The organism is Streptomyces sp. NBC_01384, from assembly GCF_045040035.1.
Taxonomy (GTDB): domain Bacteria; phylum Actinomycetota; class Actinomycetes; order Streptomycetales; family Streptomycetaceae; genus Streptomyces.
In genome coordinates, this window is record NZ_CP109559.1 from 559,877 (window position 1) to 577,265 (window position 17,389).

Annotated in this window: 16 protein-coding genes; 10 read left to right on the forward strand and 6 right to left on the reverse strand. The window is 70.2% G+C overall.

From position 1 onward, the window contains the following. Nucleotides 1-109: 109 nt before the first annotated feature. The 7 genes from OG747_RS02260 (at nucleotide 110) to OG747_RS02290 (ending at nucleotide 6,304) form a co-directional block, all read left to right on the forward strand. Complete coding sequence (locus OG747_RS02260; protein ID WP_405877258.1) at nucleotides 110-1,033, forward strand: MurR/RpiR family transcriptional regulator; 924 nt, start codon at nucleotides 110-112, stop codon at nucleotides 1,031-1,033. A gap of 306 nt (nucleotides 1,034-1,339) precedes the next feature. Further along, complete coding sequence (locus OG747_RS02265) at nucleotides 1,340-1,720, forward strand: hypothetical protein (RefSeq protein WP_405885418.1); 381 nt, start codon at nucleotides 1,340-1,342, stop codon at nucleotides 1,718-1,720. 51 nt (nucleotides 1,721-1,771) lie between these two features. Continuing rightward, nucleotides 1,772-2,674, forward strand: a complete 903-nt coding sequence (locus OG747_RS02270; protein ID WP_405877260.1) for an MBL fold metallo-hydrolase — start codon at nucleotides 1,772-1,774, stop codon at nucleotides 2,672-2,674. 69 nt (nucleotides 2,675-2,743) lie between these two features. Further along, on the forward strand, nucleotides 2,744-3,178 hold the full coding sequence (locus tag OG747_RS02275) for a VOC family protein (RefSeq protein ID WP_405877262.1): 435 nt from the start codon (nucleotides 2,744-2,746) through the stop codon (nucleotides 3,176-3,178). A gap of 87 nt (nucleotides 3,179-3,265) precedes the next feature. Continuing rightward, a complete protein-coding gene (locus OG747_RS02280; protein WP_405877264.1) occupies nucleotides 3,266-3,586 on the forward strand; it encodes a DUF1232 domain-containing protein in 321 nt (106 codons plus the stop codon). 80 nt (nucleotides 3,587-3,666) lie between these two features. After that, nucleotides 3,667-4,959 (forward strand): CAP domain-containing protein, encoded by a 1,293-nt coding sequence (locus OG747_RS02285; protein WP_405877266.1) that lies wholly within the window; start codon nucleotides 3,667-3,669, stop codon nucleotides 4,957-4,959. Nucleotides 4,960-5,080: 121 nt separating this feature from the next. Further along, on the forward strand, nucleotides 5,081-6,304 hold the full coding sequence (locus OG747_RS02290; RefSeq protein ID WP_405877268.1) for a serine hydrolase domain-containing protein: 1,224 nt from the start codon (nucleotides 5,081-5,083) through the stop codon (nucleotides 6,302-6,304). Between the two features lie 67 nt (nucleotides 6,305-6,371). On the opposite strand, the gene OG747_RS02295 is transcribed toward OG747_RS02290, so the two are convergent. After that, the gene (locus tag OG747_RS02295; RefSeq protein ID WP_405877270.1) at nucleotides 6,372-6,521 is read right to left on the reverse strand and encodes a hypothetical protein; all 150 of its coding nucleotides are present in this window, start codon (nucleotides 6,519-6,521) and stop codon (nucleotides 6,372-6,374) included. A gap of 263 nt (nucleotides 6,522-6,784) precedes the next feature. Between OG747_RS02295 and OG747_RS02300 the strand changes: the two genes are divergently transcribed. Continuing rightward, nucleotides 6,785-7,486 (forward strand): nucleoside/nucleotide kinase family protein, encoded by a 702-nt coding sequence (locus OG747_RS02300; protein WP_405877272.1) that lies wholly within the window; start codon nucleotides 6,785-6,787, stop codon nucleotides 7,484-7,486. On the opposite strand, the gene OG747_RS02305 is transcribed toward OG747_RS02300, so the two are convergent. The 5 genes from OG747_RS02305 to OG747_RS02325 form a co-directional block, all read right to left on the reverse strand. Further along, the gene (locus OG747_RS02305; RefSeq protein ID WP_405877274.1) at nucleotides 7,416-9,248 is read right to left on the reverse strand and encodes a hypothetical protein; all 1,833 of its coding nucleotides are present in this window, start codon (nucleotides 9,246-9,248) and stop codon (nucleotides 7,416-7,418) included. The two genes, OG747_RS02300 and OG747_RS02305, sit on opposite strands and share 71 nt — an antisense overlap. 6 nt (nucleotides 9,249-9,254) lie before the next feature. Next, nucleotides 9,255-10,133: a carbohydrate ABC transporter permease gene (locus tag OG747_RS02310; protein ID WP_405877276.1), complete on the reverse strand. Its 879-nt coding sequence runs from the start codon at nucleotides 10,131-10,133 to the stop codon at nucleotides 9,255-9,257. Between the two features lie 25 nt (nucleotides 10,134-10,158). Continuing rightward, entirely contained in the window at nucleotides 10,159-11,136 is a 978-nt protein-coding gene (locus OG747_RS02315; RefSeq protein ID WP_405877278.1) for a carbohydrate ABC transporter permease, read from the reverse strand. A 70-nt stretch (nucleotides 11,137-11,206) separates the two neighbouring features. Next, nucleotides 11,207-12,538 (reverse strand): ABC transporter substrate-binding protein, encoded by a 1,332-nt coding sequence (locus OG747_RS02320; protein ID WP_405877280.1) that lies wholly within the window; start codon nucleotides 12,536-12,538, stop codon nucleotides 11,207-11,209. A 274-nt stretch (nucleotides 12,539-12,812) separates the two neighbouring features. Continuing rightward, on the reverse strand, nucleotides 12,813-13,961 hold the full coding sequence (locus OG747_RS02325) for an ROK family transcriptional regulator (protein ID WP_405877282.1): 1,149 nt from the start codon (nucleotides 13,959-13,961) through the stop codon (nucleotides 12,813-12,815). A gap of 234 nt (nucleotides 13,962-14,195) precedes the next feature. Between OG747_RS02325 and OG747_RS02330 the strand changes: the two genes are divergently transcribed. Together OG747_RS02330 and OG747_RS02335 are read left to right on the forward strand one after the other, a co-directional pair. Continuing rightward, nucleotides 14,196-15,095 (forward strand): N-acetylglucosamine kinase, encoded by a 900-nt coding sequence (locus OG747_RS02330; protein WP_405877284.1) that lies wholly within the window; start codon nucleotides 14,196-14,198, stop codon nucleotides 15,093-15,095. A gap of 271 nt (nucleotides 15,096-15,366) precedes the next feature. Further along, a complete protein-coding gene (locus OG747_RS02335) occupies nucleotides 15,367-17,319 on the forward strand; it encodes a phosphatase PAP2 family protein (protein WP_405877286.1) in 1,953 nt (650 codons plus the stop codon). Nucleotides 17,320-17,389 lie beyond the last annotated feature (70 nt).

Here is a 17,389-nt window from a genome sequence, read left to right on the forward strand (position 1 = left end):
GACGTCACGGTGCACGCCCGCCGGGCTACTGCCTGTGCTCGACCATGCCCTGGTCAGCACGGTCCGTGAGCTATGTTGAATCCTCGTGGGACACGAAGGAGGCACATCAGTGCCATCGCCGCAGCAGGCACGCGCGCAGGCGTCCGCGATCACCTCCGGAAAGACGGCTCCGGAGGCGGGCGCGGCGCCCACGTCCCAGCTGAGGGAGTTGTTCGACGGGCCCCATCTCTCCCCGGGGCAGCGTCGTATCGCCCAGTACCTGATCGAGCACATCACCGAGGCGGCGTTCCTGTCGATCACCGATCTCGCGGAGCGCGTCGGGGTGAGCCAGCCGTCGGTGACCCGCTTCGCCGCGGCGGTCGGCTTCAGCGGCTACCCCGCGCTGCGGGAGAAACTCCAGGCCATCGCGCTGAGCACGCTCTCCAGCACGCCGGGCCCGCCCACCGAGGACCGCGGCAACGAGCTGCAGGCGGCGGTGGACGCCGAGATCGAGAACCTGGAGAACCTGCGCCGCGACTTCGCCGATCCGGACCAGGTGATCACCGTCGGCCGCGCGCTGTCGCAGTCGACCCCGCTCACCGTCCTCGGGCTGCGCATCTCCGTGTCGCTGGCCGAGTACTTCGCGTACGCCGCCCGCCGCATCCACCCCGACGTACGGCTGCTGACGCGCGGCGGCAGCGTCGCGTACGACGCGCTGCTCCAGTCGCGCGAGGCGGGCGGCACCTGGCTGCTGGCCTTCGGGATGCCCCGGCACGCCCAGGAGACGCTGACCGCGGTGCGGGTGGCGCGCAGCGCGGGGCTGAAAGTGGCCCTGATCACCGACCTGGCGCTCGGACCGCTGGCCGACGAGGCCGACGCCACCTTCACCGTCGGCACCGGGGCACGCCTGGTCTTCGACTCCTACGCCGCCCCCGTCATGATGTCGGCGGCGCTGCTCCAGGCCATGTCCGACGCCGATCCGGAGCGGACGCAGGCGCGCTTGGAGGAGTACGAGCAGATCGCCGAACAGCACCAGTTCTTCCTCAAGGACTGACGCCGCACCGCCCGTCACCACGGCATCACGGGATCATTCACCCCATATCCCGCATGAATTTTTTCATGTTCTTGCGCATCCGGCGGTATATATAAATACTTCTCGCGGATCGTGACCAGGAGGCCTCCGGGTCGCGTCCTACGACCACCCGGAGCCGTCCGCTCCTACCCGCATGGGGCCCCGGGTGTTCGGACGGGCCCCGCGTGAGCGGACGCCTGCGGTGGCGGCCTCGGCCATCCCCTAGACCGGGGCCGCCCCAGACCTGCTGACCCCCCTTGCCGCCGACGTAACCCGGAAGCGATGAACATGGCCCTGACGACGTACTCACCGATCACCTCGGACTGGCCGTGCCAGGTCAAGACCCCCGGCAGCTTCGACTGGGAGCGTTCCGCCACCAAGTGGCTGCGCGAACTGGTGCCGGCCCGCTACGCGAGCTACCCGACGCTCATGAAGCACCCCGTACTGCTCGGCCGCCACGCCCAGATCCAGGTGCAGCACGAGATCCGGGTGGCCCGGACCGCCCTGCAGACCGCCCGGGCCGAACTGCCCGCACTCGGCCTGCACGAATCGGTCATCGAGCACACCATCAAGATGTACGCCGCCGAAGTGCTGCAGCTCAACCACATCGCCCGCAGCGTGCGGGCGGTCACCCAGGCGCTCGTCGACCACCACGCCGCGCGAAACTGAGGTCCCGGGTCCAGGTGGTGGTCCCGGCGGGATCATCACCGAGGAGACATCGTGGACACGCAGAGGCCGCGGACCGAGAACGCCGGTGGAGGAGAGGAGTCCGCGGGCGTACGGCCCCTGGATGTGCGGTGGATCCACGGATCACCGTCGGCAAAGCACAACACCGATCCCGACATCCAGGTCCACGCGTACGACGCGCACACGGTGATCCTGCGGCAGAACATGGCGATCGACTACGAGGCGCCCTTCCTGTTCCTGCTGTTCGGCGAGGACCGGGCCGTACTGATCGACACCGGTGCCACGGCCTCGGCCGCGTACTTCCCGCTGCGGCGCGTGGTGGACGAAGTGATGGCGACCTGGCTGGCCGCCCATCCCCGGGACGGTTACGAGCTGTTGGTGCTGCACACCCACCCCCACGGCGACCACATCGCGGGGGACGGCCAGTTCGCCGACCGCCCCGGTACGAGGGTCGTGGACGCGGCCCTCGACACCGCCTGGCCGTTCTTCGGCTTCGACGACGACCCGGACGGCGTCGCCCATGTCGACCTCGGCGGCCGAATCCTGGAGTGCCTGGCCACGCCGGGGCACCACGAGGCGGCGGTGACGTACTTCGACCCCTGGACCGGCTTCCTCCTCACCGGCGACACGGTCTACCCCGGCCGCCTGTACGTCGAGGACTGGGCCGCCTTCACCCGCACTGTCGATCGCCTGCTCGACTTCTGCGCCGGCCGACCGGTCACCCATGTGCTCGGCTGTCACATCGAAATGACCCGGCAACCGGGCCAGGACTATCCCGTACGCACCACCTACCAGCCCGACGAGCCGCCCCTGCAGATGACGACGGATCAACTGCGCGACATACGCACGGCGATCGGAACCGTCGGCGACCGGCCCGGACGGCACGTCTTCGATGACTTCGTCCTCTGCCGCCTTGACATGCACGGGAGCGACTAGACGCCGTACGACCGGACTGCCCGGGGGCGGTTCGGCCGGACTGTCAGAGGTGCGCAGTACGGTCATGGCATGGCAGCCAGAATCGATCTGACCCTTGACTGCACGGACGCGAAGCTCCTCGCCGAGTTCTGGAAGTCGGCACTGGGGTACATCGACGAGCCTCCACCCGCACCCTTCACCACCCGTGAGGAGTGGCTCGCGCAGTTCGACCTGCCGGAGGACGACTCCGCGGACGACGGCGCGTGGCTCTGCGATCCCGACGGCGTCGGCCCCCGGCTGTCCATCCTCAGGGTCCCCGAGCCGAAGACGGCGAAGAACCGCCTTCACATCGACGTCCGCGTGCCGGGACACGGCGGTCCCGACGAGCGGTGGGCGCGGATCAAAGCGGAGTCCGCGCGGCTCGTGGGGGCGGGCGGCACCGTCCTGGAGGAGTTCGAGGGGCACCACGTGCTGATGGCGGACCCGGAGGGCAACGAGTTCTGCGTCGCCGCCGCCTCGGCCTGAGACGGCCGGTCGTTCGGGGCGATACGAACCCGGTGAGTGGGAACACGGAGGGGAGGAACTGCCCTACGAGAGCTCTGGACGGAACTCATGGACTCCACGGCATGGACGGTGGTCCTCATCGTCGCGGTCCTGTGCGCCGCCGCACTCGGGGTGGCGATCGCGGTGCTGGTACGGCTCGTGCGTACCCGCCGCGATCTGCGGCGCGCCGGGCTTCCGACGGGATCCCGCTGGGTCTTCTGGGGTGCCGTCGTCTATCTCCTGCTGCCGACCGACCTGCTGCCCGACCCGATCTACCTGGACGACATCGGCGTACTCCTGTTCGCGCTGCGGTCGTTGCGCCCTCCGGAGGCGATCGACGCACAAACCCCCGAAGGGCGCGGGAACCCTCGGGAGCGAACGGGACGTTGACGGGGTGAGCGGGCAGGAACCGGGAGCGGGTGCGCCCGATTCGGTGGCCCGCGGGGTTCATCACTTCGACGGGCGGCACGATGAGCGACCTGGTCCCCGGGGGCAATGTGCCTCTGCCGGGCGGCACCCTGACGATCCGGGTGCCGGGCCCCTTCGACGTGTCCGCGCTCATCACCGACGACAGCGGCAAGGTGCGCGGCGACGCCGACTTCGTGTTCTACAACCAGCCGACCGTGCCCGGGGCCCGACTCGCCGGGGAGAACCTCACGATCGACCCGCCGGGCCTGCGGTCCGGAGCGAGCCGCGTCACCGTGGTCATCAGCCCTGCCGATCCCGGTACGCCGCTGGGCCGGCTGCCCGCTCCCACCCTGCACGTCACCGGTCCGGGCGGCCACACCCTCGCCCGGTTCACTCCCCCACGCCCGCAGCGGGAGACCGTGCTGCTGCTCGCCGAGATCTACCGGCGCGGCACCGCGTGGAAGCTGCGCGCCCTTGGCCAGGGGTACGCGGACGGGCTGGCCGGCATAGCGCGGGACTTCGGGGTCGAGGTCGCCGAGGATGTCTCCGAGGCCCCCGCGCCGTCCGTCGCGGCTCCCGACCCGGACGGTTTCCTCGACCTGGTCAACTCCGTCCGTACCGTGGCCGGTTCCCCTCCCGTCTCCCTCGACGCGCGGCTCGCGACCGCGGCGCACGCCCACGCCTCCGACATGGCCGCGCGCGGCCTCCTCAGCTCCGAGAGCGCGAACGGGATCTCCGTCCACCAGCGCATCACCTCCACCGGTTACGCGTATCTCACCGTCGGCGAGCATCTGGTCTCCGGCCCGCGCACACCGGGGGAGTTCGTGGAGTACTGCCTCACCACCGAGCAGTCCCGCAGCACGCTGTACGACGCTGCGTACAGCCAGGCAGGTCTGGCGTACGTCGCCGCCCCCCGCTCCGGCGACATGTACTGGACGGCTCTGTGGGCGCGGCCCTTCACCCCCGGGGCCCTGCGACAGACGGCGAGTGAGGTCGTCGCGCTGACCAATGTCGAGCGAGCCGCGGAGGGTCTGCCGCCGCTGGCCGTCGACGCCCTGCTCACCGCCGCGGCCCAGGCGCACAGCGACGACATGGTGGCCCGCGCCTTCTACTCCCACACCTCCCCCGACGGCAGCCGGCCCTGGGACCGGGCCGCCGCGGCGGGCTCCCGGCGCCGGACCATCGGCGAGAACATCGCGTGCGGCCAGCGCTCTCCCGCCGAAGTCGTCCGCGGCTGGATGAACAGCCCCGGCCACCGTGCCAACATCCTCAAGCCCGACTTCACCCACATAGGCATCGGCCTCGCGGGCGGCGGCAAAGCGGGCACGTATTGGACGCAGCTTTTCGGCCACTGACGAATATTTTCCGATCTTCTTCGCGGGCCCTGCAACCCAACGGCCTCTCCAGCGCGTAGAGATGGTGCCGACGCCCGTATCCGTGGCGCGGTACCCAGAAGGAACTCGGGAGAAAAATCAGATGGTCTCAGGAACGCTGGGCAAGGGTACGGCGCTGGGCGCGGTGCTGTTGGCCCTCCTCGCAGTCCCCGCCCAGGCCGGCACCGCCGCGGCCGCGGATCTGGCGGCGCCGGACGACGCCGGGCTGCAGGCGGTACTGCACACGGCCCTGTCCCAGGGAGCCCCCGGCGCGATGGTGCGGGTCGACGACAACGGCACGGTCCACCAGTTGTCCGAGGGGGTCGCCGACCGGGCCACCGGGCGGGCCATCAGCACGACCGACCGGTTCCGCGTCGGCAGCGTCAGCAAGAGCTTCTCCGCCGTGGTTCTGCTGCAACTGGTCGACGAGGGCAAGCTGAACCTCGACACCTCGGTGAACACCTATCTGCCCGGGCTGCTGCCCGACGACCGGATCACCGTGCGCCATGTGCTGAGCCACCGCAGCGGGCTGTACGACTACACCAACGACATGTTCGCGCAGACGGTCCCGGGCTTCGAGTCCGTCCGCAACAAGGTCTTCAGCTACCAGGATCTGGTGAACCTGTCTCTGAAGCACGCGCTCACCAACGCCCCGGGCGCGGCCTATTCGTACTCCAACACCAACTTCGTCGTCGCCGGCATGCTCATCGAGAAGCTCACCGGGAACCCCGTGGCCACGGAGTACCAGAACCGCATCTTCAAGCCGCTGAATCTGACCGACACCTTCTACGTCCACCCCGACACCGCCATCCCGGGCACCCACGCCAACGGCTACCTCACGCCCGACGAGGCCGGTGGGGCCCTGGTCGACTCCACCGAGCAGACGGTGTCCTGGGCGCAGAGCGCGGGTGCGATCATCTCCAGCACGCAGGACCTGAACACGTTCTTCTCCGCGCTGATGAGCGGGCAGCTCATGTCCGCCGCACAGCTCGCGCAGATGCAGCAGTGGACGACGGTCAACAGCACCCAGGGGTACGGTCTCGGCCTGCGCCGCCGTGACCTGTCCTGCGGTGTGTCCGTGTACGGGCACACGGGCACCGTGCAGGGCTACTACACGTACGCCTTCACCTCGAAGGACGGCAAGCGCAGCGTCACCGCGCTCGCCAACACCTCGAACAACGCGAGCGTGCTGACGACGATGGCCAACACCCTGGAATCCGCGTTCTGCGGCAAGCCGACGACGAAGGCCGCCCTGCGCAGCACGGCCTCCTCCAGCGCCTCCGTGGAGCGCTACGAGGACATCGCACCGGGCATCGCACGCCACTGACGCACCGAGCTGCGGCCGGGCCCAAGAGCCCGGCCGCACTCATCGACGTCACACCGGTCCCGGCTCGTCACTTCTTCAAGTCGGCCCGGTAGGTCCGGTAGAGGACCGTACCGTCGTCGCATCGCCTCGGGGGCGCGCTGCACTTCTGGCAGGCGAGCAGGTGATCGAAGTACGCCCGGTAGCTGTGCGGCGCACGCGTAGGGCTCTGCTGCGACATGAACGTTCTCCCCCGTCGACGGCGGCTGCCGGGCCAGTTATTGACCAATATTCAACAGCCTGATGAGCATAGGCGGAATGACCCGCCCCAGACCCGAGGTCGTCAGAGGCCGACCGAATTCCACTCTTCCACCCCGATACTGGTGGCATGGGATTCGCCGTCTTCATGACCCTGCCGGGACTGGTCATCCTGCTGACCCTAGCGGCCTTCACCGACCGGTTCCCGCTACGCGCCGGTACGGCGGTCGTCCGTGGGCCTCGCGCATGACCTTCGACGATCTCCTGGAGCGGGCCGCGGCACTCGTGCGTCCCGGGCGGCGCGCGGTCCTCGGCATCACCGGCAGCCCCGGGGCGGGCAAGACGACCCTGGCCGAGCGTCTGGTCCGGGGGCTGAACGGCGACGGGCCCGACTGGGTCACGCAGGTGCCGATGGACGGGTTCCATCTCGCGGACGTCGAGTTGGACCGCCTGGGCCGCCGCGACCGCAAGGGCGCCCCCGACACCTTCGACGCGGCGGGTTACGCGGCGCTGCTGCGCCGACTGCGCGACGAAGGAGAGGACGACGACATCGTCTACGCGCCGGGCTTCGAACGGACCCTGGAGCAGCCGATCGCGGGCGCCGTCCCGGTTTCCCGCGCCGCCCGTCTGATCATCACCGAGGGCAACTACCTCCTGCTGCGGGAGGGGGCGTGGGCGCGCGTACGTTCGCAGCTGGACGAGGTGTGGTTCTGCGAACTCGACGAGGCCGAGCGCGTACGTCGTCTGGTCGCCCGCCACGAGGAGTTCGGCAAGGACCACGACACGGCGGTGGCCTGGGTGCTCGGCACGGACCAGCGCAACGCCGAGCTCGTGGCCGCGACGCGGGACCGTGCCGACCTGGTCGTCGGCGCGGCGATCACCGCCTGCGGAGCTCCAGCTCGGGTTCCCCTCGCGCATCGCCCGCGGGAGTCCCGATCAGCGCGGTGAACGCCTCGGTGCGGATCGTCAGGCCTGCCGGTCCCTGGTCGAAAGCCGGGGCGAAGGGACCAAAAGCGCCGTAGCGGACCGCGAAGACGTTCAGGCCCTCGGGGGCGCCGGGCGCCGGGTCCGCCTCGAGGGCGGTGGAGGCCACGAGGTGGCGCCAGCCCTCGTCCGGGTTGCCGTAGCCGCGCGGATCGGCGGCCAGGGCGAAGGCCGCCTGCTCCTGGGTCGCCTTCGCACGGGCGTCGAAGAAGGCCATCCCCTCCGCCTGCGGGTGCGTCAGCCGCAGCGGGCCCGCCGACGTCACAGCGGCCTCCGCGGTCCTGCGTACCCGGTCGCCGTCGTCGGTGGCGTACGGCAGTCCGGCGAGCAGATACGGCGTCCCGTCGAGCCGTTCGACGGCCACCGTCGTCCACAGGCTCGTGCCGTCCGTGACGTACAACGACCGGACATGGCGCAGGACGTGGTCGCGGCCGACGACCGGCTTGGTGACGAGCTTGGCCGTCAGGCCGTCGCTCGCGAGGTCGCGTACCCGCACATCGCCCATGGGGCGGCTCAGCAGGAAGCCGTCGACGACCGGGCCGAAGCCGTGCTGGCGGTTGACCGCGGCGGGCAGGTAGTACGTACCCGCCGCCTCGACGAGCGCAGGCGTCATCCGGTCGTCGAAGGCCACCGAGACCGTGCCCGCGCGCAGTTGATGCCGTACGGGGTCCTTCGACGGGGTGCGGTACCAGCGCGTGGCGTCCTGGATCTGCCAGACGAGCATGAACGCGAAGTGGCCGTCGATCCCGCCGTCCGGCCCGACGGCGTGCCGGCCCCAGCGGGTGTCGCCCCGGTAGCGGCCGAGGTCGGCGCCGATCCGGTGGCCGAAGTAGCGCAGGCCGAGCACGGCCTCGAAGCCGGAGTGCTGTTCGCTGTAGCGCGGGCCGCCGAGGTCGAAGCCGCCGACGGTCAGCCGTGCGTCGAGGTAGCGGGCGAGCGCGTCGCCGTCCTCGGCGAAGACCGGATCGCCGCTGACCTTGTGGGCCTGGGCGAGGAAGGAGAGGGAGATCGGCCCGTAGTTGTTGTCGTACGCGCCGCCGTGCTCCGGGGGCAGCAGGGCACCCCGGTCGCGGACACGGCGGGCGCGGATTTCGTCGACGTACAGACTCATCGCGCGCGAACGGACCGACTCCCCTTCCTCCACGGGGAGGTGGCGGGCGAGCATCAGTCCGCCGACGACGCAGCCGATGGCCTGGTTGCCGGCCTCCTGCGGGTTGAAGAAGGTCGCCTCGGTCAGCCAACGCCAGTAGCCGTGCGCCAACTCGATCAGTTCGTGTCGCTCTTCGTCCGGGATGATCGAGTCGGCCGTCTCCAGCACATTGACCGCCTGGAGCAGCGCCCACACCGTGCTCGGCCAGTCGCCGACGGGGTGCGCGCCCGCCTCCAGCACGTAACGGGCGTACGGCAGTCCGGAGCCGCGTGTCCTCAGGTTCGGGTAACCGGGGTTGTCCTGCGAGTAGACCCGCTCGCGCAGATGGAAGGCCAGGCTGCGGCGCACGGCCTGGCCCAGTCGCGGGTCCTTCGTGCGCTGTCGGGCGAGTGCCAGCAGAGAGGTGATGCCGAGGGAGGTGTCGCCGATGTCGTCGATCGTGGCGGGGTGTTCGAGGTTGCCCTCGGCGGTCATGCGCGCGAGGGCGGCCTCGGTGACGGCGGCGAGGACGGCGTCGTACGCGGCCGGGTCGTCCGGGAGGTCGTGCAAGTGGCCGCGCTGGTGAGGCAGGTGCACCGGAGGTCAGCCCTTCATGCCGGAGGTCGCCAGTCCCTCCACCAGCCTCTTCTGGAAGATGAGGAAGCAGATGAGCGTGGGCAGGAGGGCGAGTGTCGACATGGCGAACATCGCGCCGTACGAGGAGCCGCTGGTCTTGTCCAGGAACAGGGTCAGGCCGAGGGGGACGGTGAAGCGGTCGTTCTGCTGGAGGTAGACGAGCTGGCTGAAGAAGTCGTCGTAGGTCCAGATGAAGGTGAAGATGGTGGTGGTGACCAGGGCCGGACGCATCAGCGGCAGGATGATCTTCCAGTAGATCTGGAAGGGGTTGGCGCCGTCCATCATGGCGGCCTGGTCGAGTTCGCGCGGGATGGAGCGGATGAACTGGACCATCAGGAAGATGAAGAAGGCGTCCACCGCGAGGAACTTCGGCACGATCAGCGGCAGGAAGGTGTTGATCCAGGTCAGGTTGTAGAACAGCGTGTACTGCGGGATCAGCGTGGCCTGCATCGGCAGCATCAGCGTGCCGAGCATCAGGCCGAACCAGATCTTCTTGCCGCGGAACTCGAAGCGGGCGAAGGCGTAGGCCGCCAGCGAGCAGGAGACCACGTTCCCGATCACCGCGCCGATGGTGACGATCAGCGAGTTGGTGATGTAGAGCGAGAAGGAGTTGCCCGAACCGCTCCAGCCCTCGGAGTAGTTCTGGGTGTGCAACTTGTTCGGGATCAGCCCTGGGTGGGTGAAGATCTCGGTGTCGGGCTTCACCGAGCTGCTCAGCATCCACAGCAGCGGATACAGCATGACCAGCGCCACGCCGATGAGCAGGGTGTGGACCAGGATCCGGCGGGAGCCGGTGAGGTCGCGCAGCCGCTTGAGCGGTGACACGGCCGGGGTGATGGCAGACATGGGTACGTACTCTCCTCACCGACGCTCAGTCGTCGTAGTGGACCCAGTAACGGCTGGCGATGAAGTTGACCGCCGTGAAGCCGGCGATGACCAGGAACAGCACCCAGGCCAGCGCCGAGGCGTACCCCATCTGGAGGTCGGTGAAGCCCTTCTTGTAGAGGTAGAGCGAGTACAGCATGGTCGAGTTGAGCGGTCCGCCGGTGCCGTTGCTGACCACGTAGGCGGGCGTGAAGCTCTTGAACGCGTCGATGATCTGCAGGACCACGTTGAAGAAGACGATCGGGGTGAGCAGCGGCAGGGTGATCCTGAAGAACCGGGTCACGGCTCCCGCGCCGTCGATCGCCGCCGCCTCGTACACGTCCTTGGGCAGTTGCTTCAGTCCGGCGAGGAAGATGACCATCGGGGTGCCGAACTGCCAGACGGCCAGCAGGACCAGCGTGTAGATCGAGGTGTCGGGGCTGGAGATCCAGTCCTGGCCCTTGATGCCGAACCAGCCGAGGAAGTCGTTGAACAGGCCGTCGCCGCCGAAGATCTGCCGCCACATGATGGCGATGGCCACCGCCCCGCCGAGCAGCGAGGGCAGGTAGAAGGCGGCGCGGTAGAAGCCGATGCCGCGCAGCGGGCGGTTGAGGAGCATCGCGACGGACAGTGCGAGGGCGAGCTTGAGCGGCACCGAGACCGCCACGTAGACGAGGGTGGCGTGCACCGAGTCCCAGAAGTTGGGGTCGTCGGTGAACATCCGGGTGTAGTTGTCCGCGCCGACCCACTTGGCGGGCGTCAGCAGGTCGAAGTCGGTGAAGGAGAGGTAGAGCGAGTCGAGCATCGGGTAGATCGTCAGCCCGAACAGGCCGACGAACCAGGGGGCCAGGAAGAGGTACGGCCACCAGCCTCCACCGCGCCGTCTGGCGGCGCGGCGACGCATGCGTTCACGCTCGCGCTGGTCGGCCGGGGTCGCGGGAGCCGTCGGCTCCTTGACGACCTCGTCGGTCTCGGTGGTGGTCATGCTCATCTCCCTGGCCCTTTCCCGGTCCTGCCGTGCACTGCGGCCCGCGGCCCGCGGCCCGCGCGGGTGTCTACTGCGAGAGGATCGACTGCGCCTGGTCGAAGAACTCGCTGAGCTGCGCCTTGATCGTCTTCTTGCCGAAGGCGACGGCGAGGTTGGACTGGAACAGCAGGTCCCAGATCTGGTCGGCGCCGTTCGGCGGCGGCTGGGGGGCGGGCAGCGCGTTGGTCGCCTTGCCGACCCGCTTGGAGATGTAGTCGGCGATGTCCATGGACTTCTTGTCGGTGTCCGACAGGCCGGCGGAGATGAGGGAGCGGGCCTTCTCGGTCGGCGGGATGCCGCGCAGCAGCTGCATGTCCTTGATCGCCGTCGCGTCCTGGGCGAAGAAGCTCATGATCTTCACCGAGTCGGCGATGTGCTTGCTCGCCTTGGTGGCGCTGAGCAGGACGCCGCCGTTGACGAAGTTGCCCTCGTGGGCGCCCGACCACTGGCCCTGCGGGGTGGGCAGGAAGTCCAGCACCGCGTCGGTGATCGCGCCGCCCGCGCCGTAGACGCCGGAGTCGAAGGTGAACAGCGTCTTGCCGATGACCACGCCGTTCTTGGTGAGGTCGTTGTGCGCGGCGGAGGTGATCGCGGCGGCCGGGGACGCCTTGTCCTTGCGCATCTCGGCCCAGAACTCCCACCACTCCTGGAGGGTGTCCGCGGTGAAGCCGAGCTTCTTGCCGTCCGTGGCGAAGAAGGTCTGGCCCTTCTCGCGGGCGAACACCTCGAAGGCCTGGAGGGTGCCGCCGCCGCCGTCGTCGACGCCGAACTGCTTGCCGCCGCTCTTCTTGTTGACCTCGACCGCGATCTTCTTCAGGTCGGCCCAGGTCCACTCGCGGTCCGGCAGCTCCAGGCCCAGCTTCTTCAGGCCGGTGACATTGACCGTGAGGATGTTGACGCCGATGCCGGACGGGACGCCGTACAGCTTGCCGTCGACCGTGCCGGCCGCGAGCAGCGTCTTCGAGAAGCCGGTCAGGTCCAGGGACTTGCCGACGTACTCGTCGATCGGGGCGATGACACCCTTGCGGGCGTACTGGGCGACCAGCGCGGTGTCCATCTGCAACAGGTCGGGGGCGCTGCCGCCGGCGACCTGGGTGTTGAACTTGTCGAAGTAGCCGTCGTAGCCCGAGTAACGCTCTTCGATCTTGATCTTCGGGTTGCTCTTCTGGAAGGTCGCGAGCGCTTTCTTGTAGGCGTTGTGGCGGTCGTCGCTGCCCCACCACGTCATGGTGATCTTGCCGCTGGTGGTGCCTGCGCCGGTGCCTCCGCCGCAGGCGCTCAGCGAACCGCCTGTCGCGGCCGCCGCGGCGATACCGCTCGCGGTGCGGAACAGGGTTCTGCGCGAGATCTGGTGACCCACCGGGTCCTCCCCTGGATATGCGTGACGGATCCCCCGGCCGGTCAAGGCGGCGAGGGTCTCTTCCCTGGAGTCGCGCTCCCGGCGTGCGGCCTCGCCCGGCCGCACCGCCCTGTCGGGTGGGAGTCCCCGGCCGTTGCTCCGGCCGCGACCTTACGAGCACGCCCTCGTACGGCTGCCGTACGGATCGCGTACGGCGGGACGCCCCCTCCGGAGTCGGGTTCCCGCCGACCTAGAAAGCGCTTGTCCGGACATTGGCAGAAGCGGACGGAGTCCGTCAATGCTTGGCCGGGACACCGTCGGTCACGGTTTGAATTCCGCGCGCTACGGCCAGCCGGGCCGCGCCCGCGACCGTGCCGCTGTCGCCGACCTCGCTGCTGACCACCTCGGTGGGCCAGCTGAGCCGGGCGAGTTCGGCCCGCACCCCGGGCAGGAGCTGCGGGTTCGCGCCGATGCCGCCGCCCAGGACGATCAGGCCGGGGTCGAGGACCGCGGTGGCCGCGGCGGCGAGCCGGCCCACCTCGCGGGCGTGTCCGTCGACGAAGTGGCGGGCCTTGGGGTGCCCTTCGGCGGCGAGGGCGAAGAGCCGGGCCGCGTCGTACGGCTCGGGGCCGTCCTGCGGCGCGCGCCAGGCCGCGGCGACCCGGCGCAGCAGGGCGCCCGCGCCGGCGTACCGCTCCATGCCTTCGTGCACGGACTCCTCGTCCTCGGCCCAGGGGTAGGGCAGCCGCGCTATCTCGCCGGCCGCGCCGTTGCTGCCACGCAGCACCTGGCCGCCGACCACGATGCCGAGGCCGATGCCGTAGCCGACCTGGAGGTAGCCGAAGGTGTGGCGGCCCCGGGCGGCGCCCTCGTGGAGTTCGGCGAGGGCGGCGCAGTTGACGTTGTTCTCGATGTGGACGGGGATGCGGGGCGGGAGGGAGAGGGCGTCGACTTCCGCCGCTATGGCGGGAGTTGCCGGGCGGGGACCGGAGCCGTCGTGATCGGTCGCCACGTCGGGGACGGCGATCACGACGGCTCGCGGCGAGCCCGCAGGCAGCCCGTCGAGTGCGTCGAGTACGTGGCGCAGGGCGTCTGCGGGTCTCGTACGGGCGTCGGTGGTGCGGGCGGTGAGGACGGTGCCGTCCAGGGCGCAGCCGCGGACCTCGGTGTGGGTGGAGCCGAGGTCGACGGCGAGGACACAGCCGGCGGCGGGGCCGAGGCGGTAGACGGCGGCCGAACGGCCGGTGGTGCCGTGGGCGGTGCCGGAGCGCGCGGCGAGCGAGGCCGTCTCCAGTTCGGCGACGGCGGCGGACACCGTCGGCTTGGACAGGCCCGCGAGGGCGGCGAGCTGGGGCCGCGTGGCGCTGCCCGCCGCGGCCAGCACGGCGAACACGGCGCCCGCGCTCTCGCTCAGCCGCGGGCCGTCCTCCTGGTCGTGTGCCACAGCTCCCCCATTGGTTCGACGGACCGCGTCCATGCCTCTTGACGCACCCTACTTCGTTAGTTAATTTCCTAACGAACTTCACGGTACTCGCCTGCCGTGGTCCGTCAGAGGCCCGTCCCGGGGCTTCCCGATTTCTTCAACTCCCTTTGATCCAGGCACGGTTCGCCCACCGTTCGCAGCTCAGTACTTCGCATCTCCGTACAGCGATCTCAGTACAGCGACGAAAGAGGTTCCGTGCAGGACTCCACGCCCCTCGTGGTCGGTATCGACGTGGGCGGCACCAAGACCCATCTCCGTGCCCGCGCGGGACGGAGTTCCGTCGCCGATCATGTCCGTACGAGCAGTGGTTGGCGGCCGCACGAACCTGCGGCCGCCGCCGCGTGGCTCGCCGCGCTGCTGCGCGAAGCGCTCCCGCCCGACACGGCCGCGGCCGCCGTGGCCGTGGGCGGGCACGCCTGCGAGACGCCCCGGCAGTGCGCGGAGATCCGCTCGGCGCTGGAGGCGCTCCTCCAGGTGCCCTGCCGCGTCGTGGGCGACGCCGAACTGCTCGTCCCCGCCGCGGGGCTGGACAAGGGGGTCGGTCTCGTCGCCGGTACCGGCTCGGTGGCGGTGGGACGGCTGGCCGACGACAGCCCCGTTCAGGTCGGCGGTTGGGGGGCGGTGCTCGGCGACGAGGGCGGCTCCGCCGGTCTCGTACGGGAAGCGGCGCGCGCCGTGTGGGCGGCGCACGACCGTGGTGAAGCCCCGGACGCACTGGCGCTGGGGCTCATCGACGCGTTCGGGGTGAGTGAAGTCCCGGCCCTGGGTGCCGCGTTGGAGAGTGCGACGGATGTGTCGGCCGAGTGGGGCCGGCACGCGCCCGTCGTGTTCGCCGCCGCCGAACGGGGTTCCCGGATCGCCCAGGACGTGATCGCCGACGGGGGCCGGTCCCTTGCCGCACTCGTCGTGCGGCTCGCCGGGCGCGGAGTCGCCGTCGACGACGTGGTGGTCGCCGGGAGCACCGTGCTCGCCCAGCCCGCCTTGTTCACCGCCTTCACGGCGTCACTCGCCGAATCCGTACCCGGGGCACGGCCCAGGCCACTACGGGTGCCACCGGTCGAGGGGGCCGTGGCGTTGGCGCGTTCACTCCTCTGAAGCCGTATGAACTCGCCCGAAGCCCCTGGCCCCTGAAGGGGAGGCAAGGCTTGAAAGGGCGTGTGACGGCGGCGCGTTCCCCCGCACAGCGGGCGCACAGCGGCGGCGCATTCGCTCGTACGACACCTTGCCGCCGCCCGTACTTCGCAAGCGTGACATGAATCAGCCGTAGATCTTCGCTCGTATGACTCGTCCTCACCACAGGGCTCGGTCGCTTCTCCGACTTCACCCGGCTGCGGAGGACCCCCATTCACTCAGGAGAGGCAATCTCATGCCGTCACCAGCCGGGCAGCAGTCCGTCCTCCCGTCGGCCCCCGTTCGTGAGCGCGCCCTGAACCGGCGGGTGTTCCTGCGGAACTCACTCGGCGCGTCGGCGAGCCTGCTGGCCGCTCCGACCGCGGTCACATGGCTCGCGGCCGCGGACGCGAAGGCTGCCACGGCCCCGGCCGCCTTCGTCGACGACTACACCACCAACGTCCTGGCCAATCTGACGCCCGAGACCAACGCGGTGGTCCGGATCCTCGGTGGCATGGGCAAGGTGTGGAAGACCGGCGGCGCCTGGAACACCGGCACGCCGCTGCTGCCCGAGGTGCTGCGCGCCAACATGCGCTACTGCGCGCGCATCACCCACGCCCGCACCGACGCACAGGCGAAGGAGGCGTTCCTCTACGACCGGCAGCACCAGAGTTACGCGATGATCGCCGGTCTGGGCCCGCTCGCCGAGCTCTACAAGTCGGGCGCCAAGGCGGTCACGTCGATCACCAGCGCCCCCGACTCCACCCCCTCCGGCAAGATCAACGACGCCGTGCCCGCCGACGCGCCGGCCGGCTCCGCGCTGGGTGCCGGTGCGCACGACTCGGCTCTCGGCAAGGTGGCCGAGCTGGTCGACACCGTGCGCGGCCCGTACGCCTCCGGCAACCCCGCCAAGTACGCCTTCCAGTACCCGCGTCCGTGGCGCATGAACGAGGACAGCGAGGTCGTCGACACCGGCAAGGTCGACGCGCTCGGCTTCCCGGTCTACGACTCCGACGTGATCGTCGCCCCGCAGCTGCTGTGGCAGCGCGGCACGGCGCCGACGGACGACGGCGGCTTTCCCAGCGGGCACACCAACGCCTTCCACCTGGCGGGTCTGGCGTACGCGTACGCGGTGCCCGAGCGTTTCCAGGAGCTGGTGGCGCGCGCCTTCGAGCTCAGCCACACCCGGATCATGTCGGGCATGCACTCGACCGTCGACGTCATCGGCGGCCGGATCATGGCCACCGCGCTGGCCGCCGCCACGCTGGCCGACCCGGCCAACGCCGCCCTCAAGGCCACGGCGCGCGCCCAGGCCGCCGCGTACTTCCAGCAGCAGACCGGTACGACGGCGGACACCCTGTACACCTACGCGCACTCGGCGGACGTCGCCACCGACCCGTACGCCGACCGGGCCGCGAACGCCCGCGCGCTCACGCCGCGACTGACGTACGTCCTCACGCGCCACGGCTGCTCCGAGGGTATGACCGTGCCCAAGGGCGCCGAGGTCCTGCTGGAGACGCGGCTTCCCTACCTGGACGCCGGGCAGCGCCGCGAGGTGCTCCGGACGACCGCCCTGCCCTCCGGGTACGTGCTGCTCGACGGTCTCGAGCAGTGGGGCCGGCTCAACCTCTTCGCCGCCGCCGACGGGTACGGCGCCTTCGACTCCGACGTGACCGTCACCATGAACGCCGCCGACGGGGGCTTCAGTGCGGCCGACACCTGGCGCAACGACGTCTCCGGGTGCGGCCGGCTGGTCAAGCGCGGCACCGGTGCGCTGACCCTGACGGGCGACAATGCCCATACGGGCGGCACCGTGCTGGAGGAGGGCGTGCTGACGGCCGGTTCGTCGGGTGCGCTGGGGTGCGGCGACGTGCGGGTGAACGGCGGGACGCTGCGGGTGAGCACGGCGTCCTCCGTGCGCGTGCACGGCAGCTACACGCAGGCGTCCGGCGCGAGCCTGGACGCGACCCTGCGTGCGGGCCACGTGCCCGCGCTGACGGTGGAGCGCCGGGTGGTACTGAGCCGGGACAGCGCGCTGACGCTCCGGCTGGACGCCCACTGCCCGCCCGCTCCGGGCACCACGATCCCGGTGCTCCGGACGTCGTCGCTGCGGGGCCAGTTCGGCAGCGTCACGGTCCTGGCCGACGGATACCGGGCCGTGCCCGTGTACTCGGCGGACGGGCTGTCCGTACGACTCGTACGACACTGACCTCTGGCTGGGCGAGTAGCCGGGCGGGGACCCGCGGACCGTGCGTGAACGGTCCGCGGGTCCTCTGCGC

Bases quoted from the DNA above. Each gene is read 5' to 3' on its own strand.
- OG747_RS02280 (WP_405877264.1), top strand. From the start codon at position 3,266: ATGGACTCCACGGCATGGACGGTGGTCCTCATCGTCGCGGTCCTGTGC.
- OG747_RS02295 (WP_405877270.1), bottom strand. From the start codon at position 6,521: ATGTCGCAGCAGAGCCCTACGCGTGCGCCGCACAGCTACCGGGCGTAC.
- OG747_RS02335 (WP_405877286.1), top strand. From the start codon at position 15,367: ATGCCGTCACCAGCCGGGCAGCAGTCCGTCCTCCCGTCGGCCCCCGTT.
- OG747_RS02315 (WP_405877278.1), bottom strand. From the start codon at position 11,136: ATGACCACCACCGAGACCGACGAGGTCGTCAAGGAGCCGACGGCTCCC.
- OG747_RS02275 (WP_405877262.1), top strand. From the start codon at position 2,744: ATGGCAGCCAGAATCGATCTGACCCTTGACTGCACGGACGCGAAGCTC.
- OG747_RS02300 (WP_405877272.1), top strand. From the start codon at position 6,785: ATGACCTTCGACGATCTCCTGGAGCGGGCCGCGGCACTCGTGCGTCCC.
- OG747_RS02265 (WP_405885418.1), top strand. From the start codon at position 1,340: ATGGCCCTGACGACGTACTCACCGATCACCTCGGACTGGCCGTGCCAG.
- OG747_RS02310 (WP_405877276.1), bottom strand. From the start codon at position 10,133: ATGTCTGCCATCACCCCGGCCGTGTCACCGCTCAAGCGGCTGCGCGAC.
- OG747_RS02290 (WP_405877268.1), top strand. From the start codon at position 5,081: ATGGTCTCAGGAACGCTGGGCAAGGGTACGGCGCTGGGCGCGGTGCTG.
- OG747_RS02285 (WP_405877266.1), top strand. From the start codon at position 3,667: ATGAGCGACCTGGTCCCCGGGGGCAATGTGCCTCTGCCGGGCGGCACC.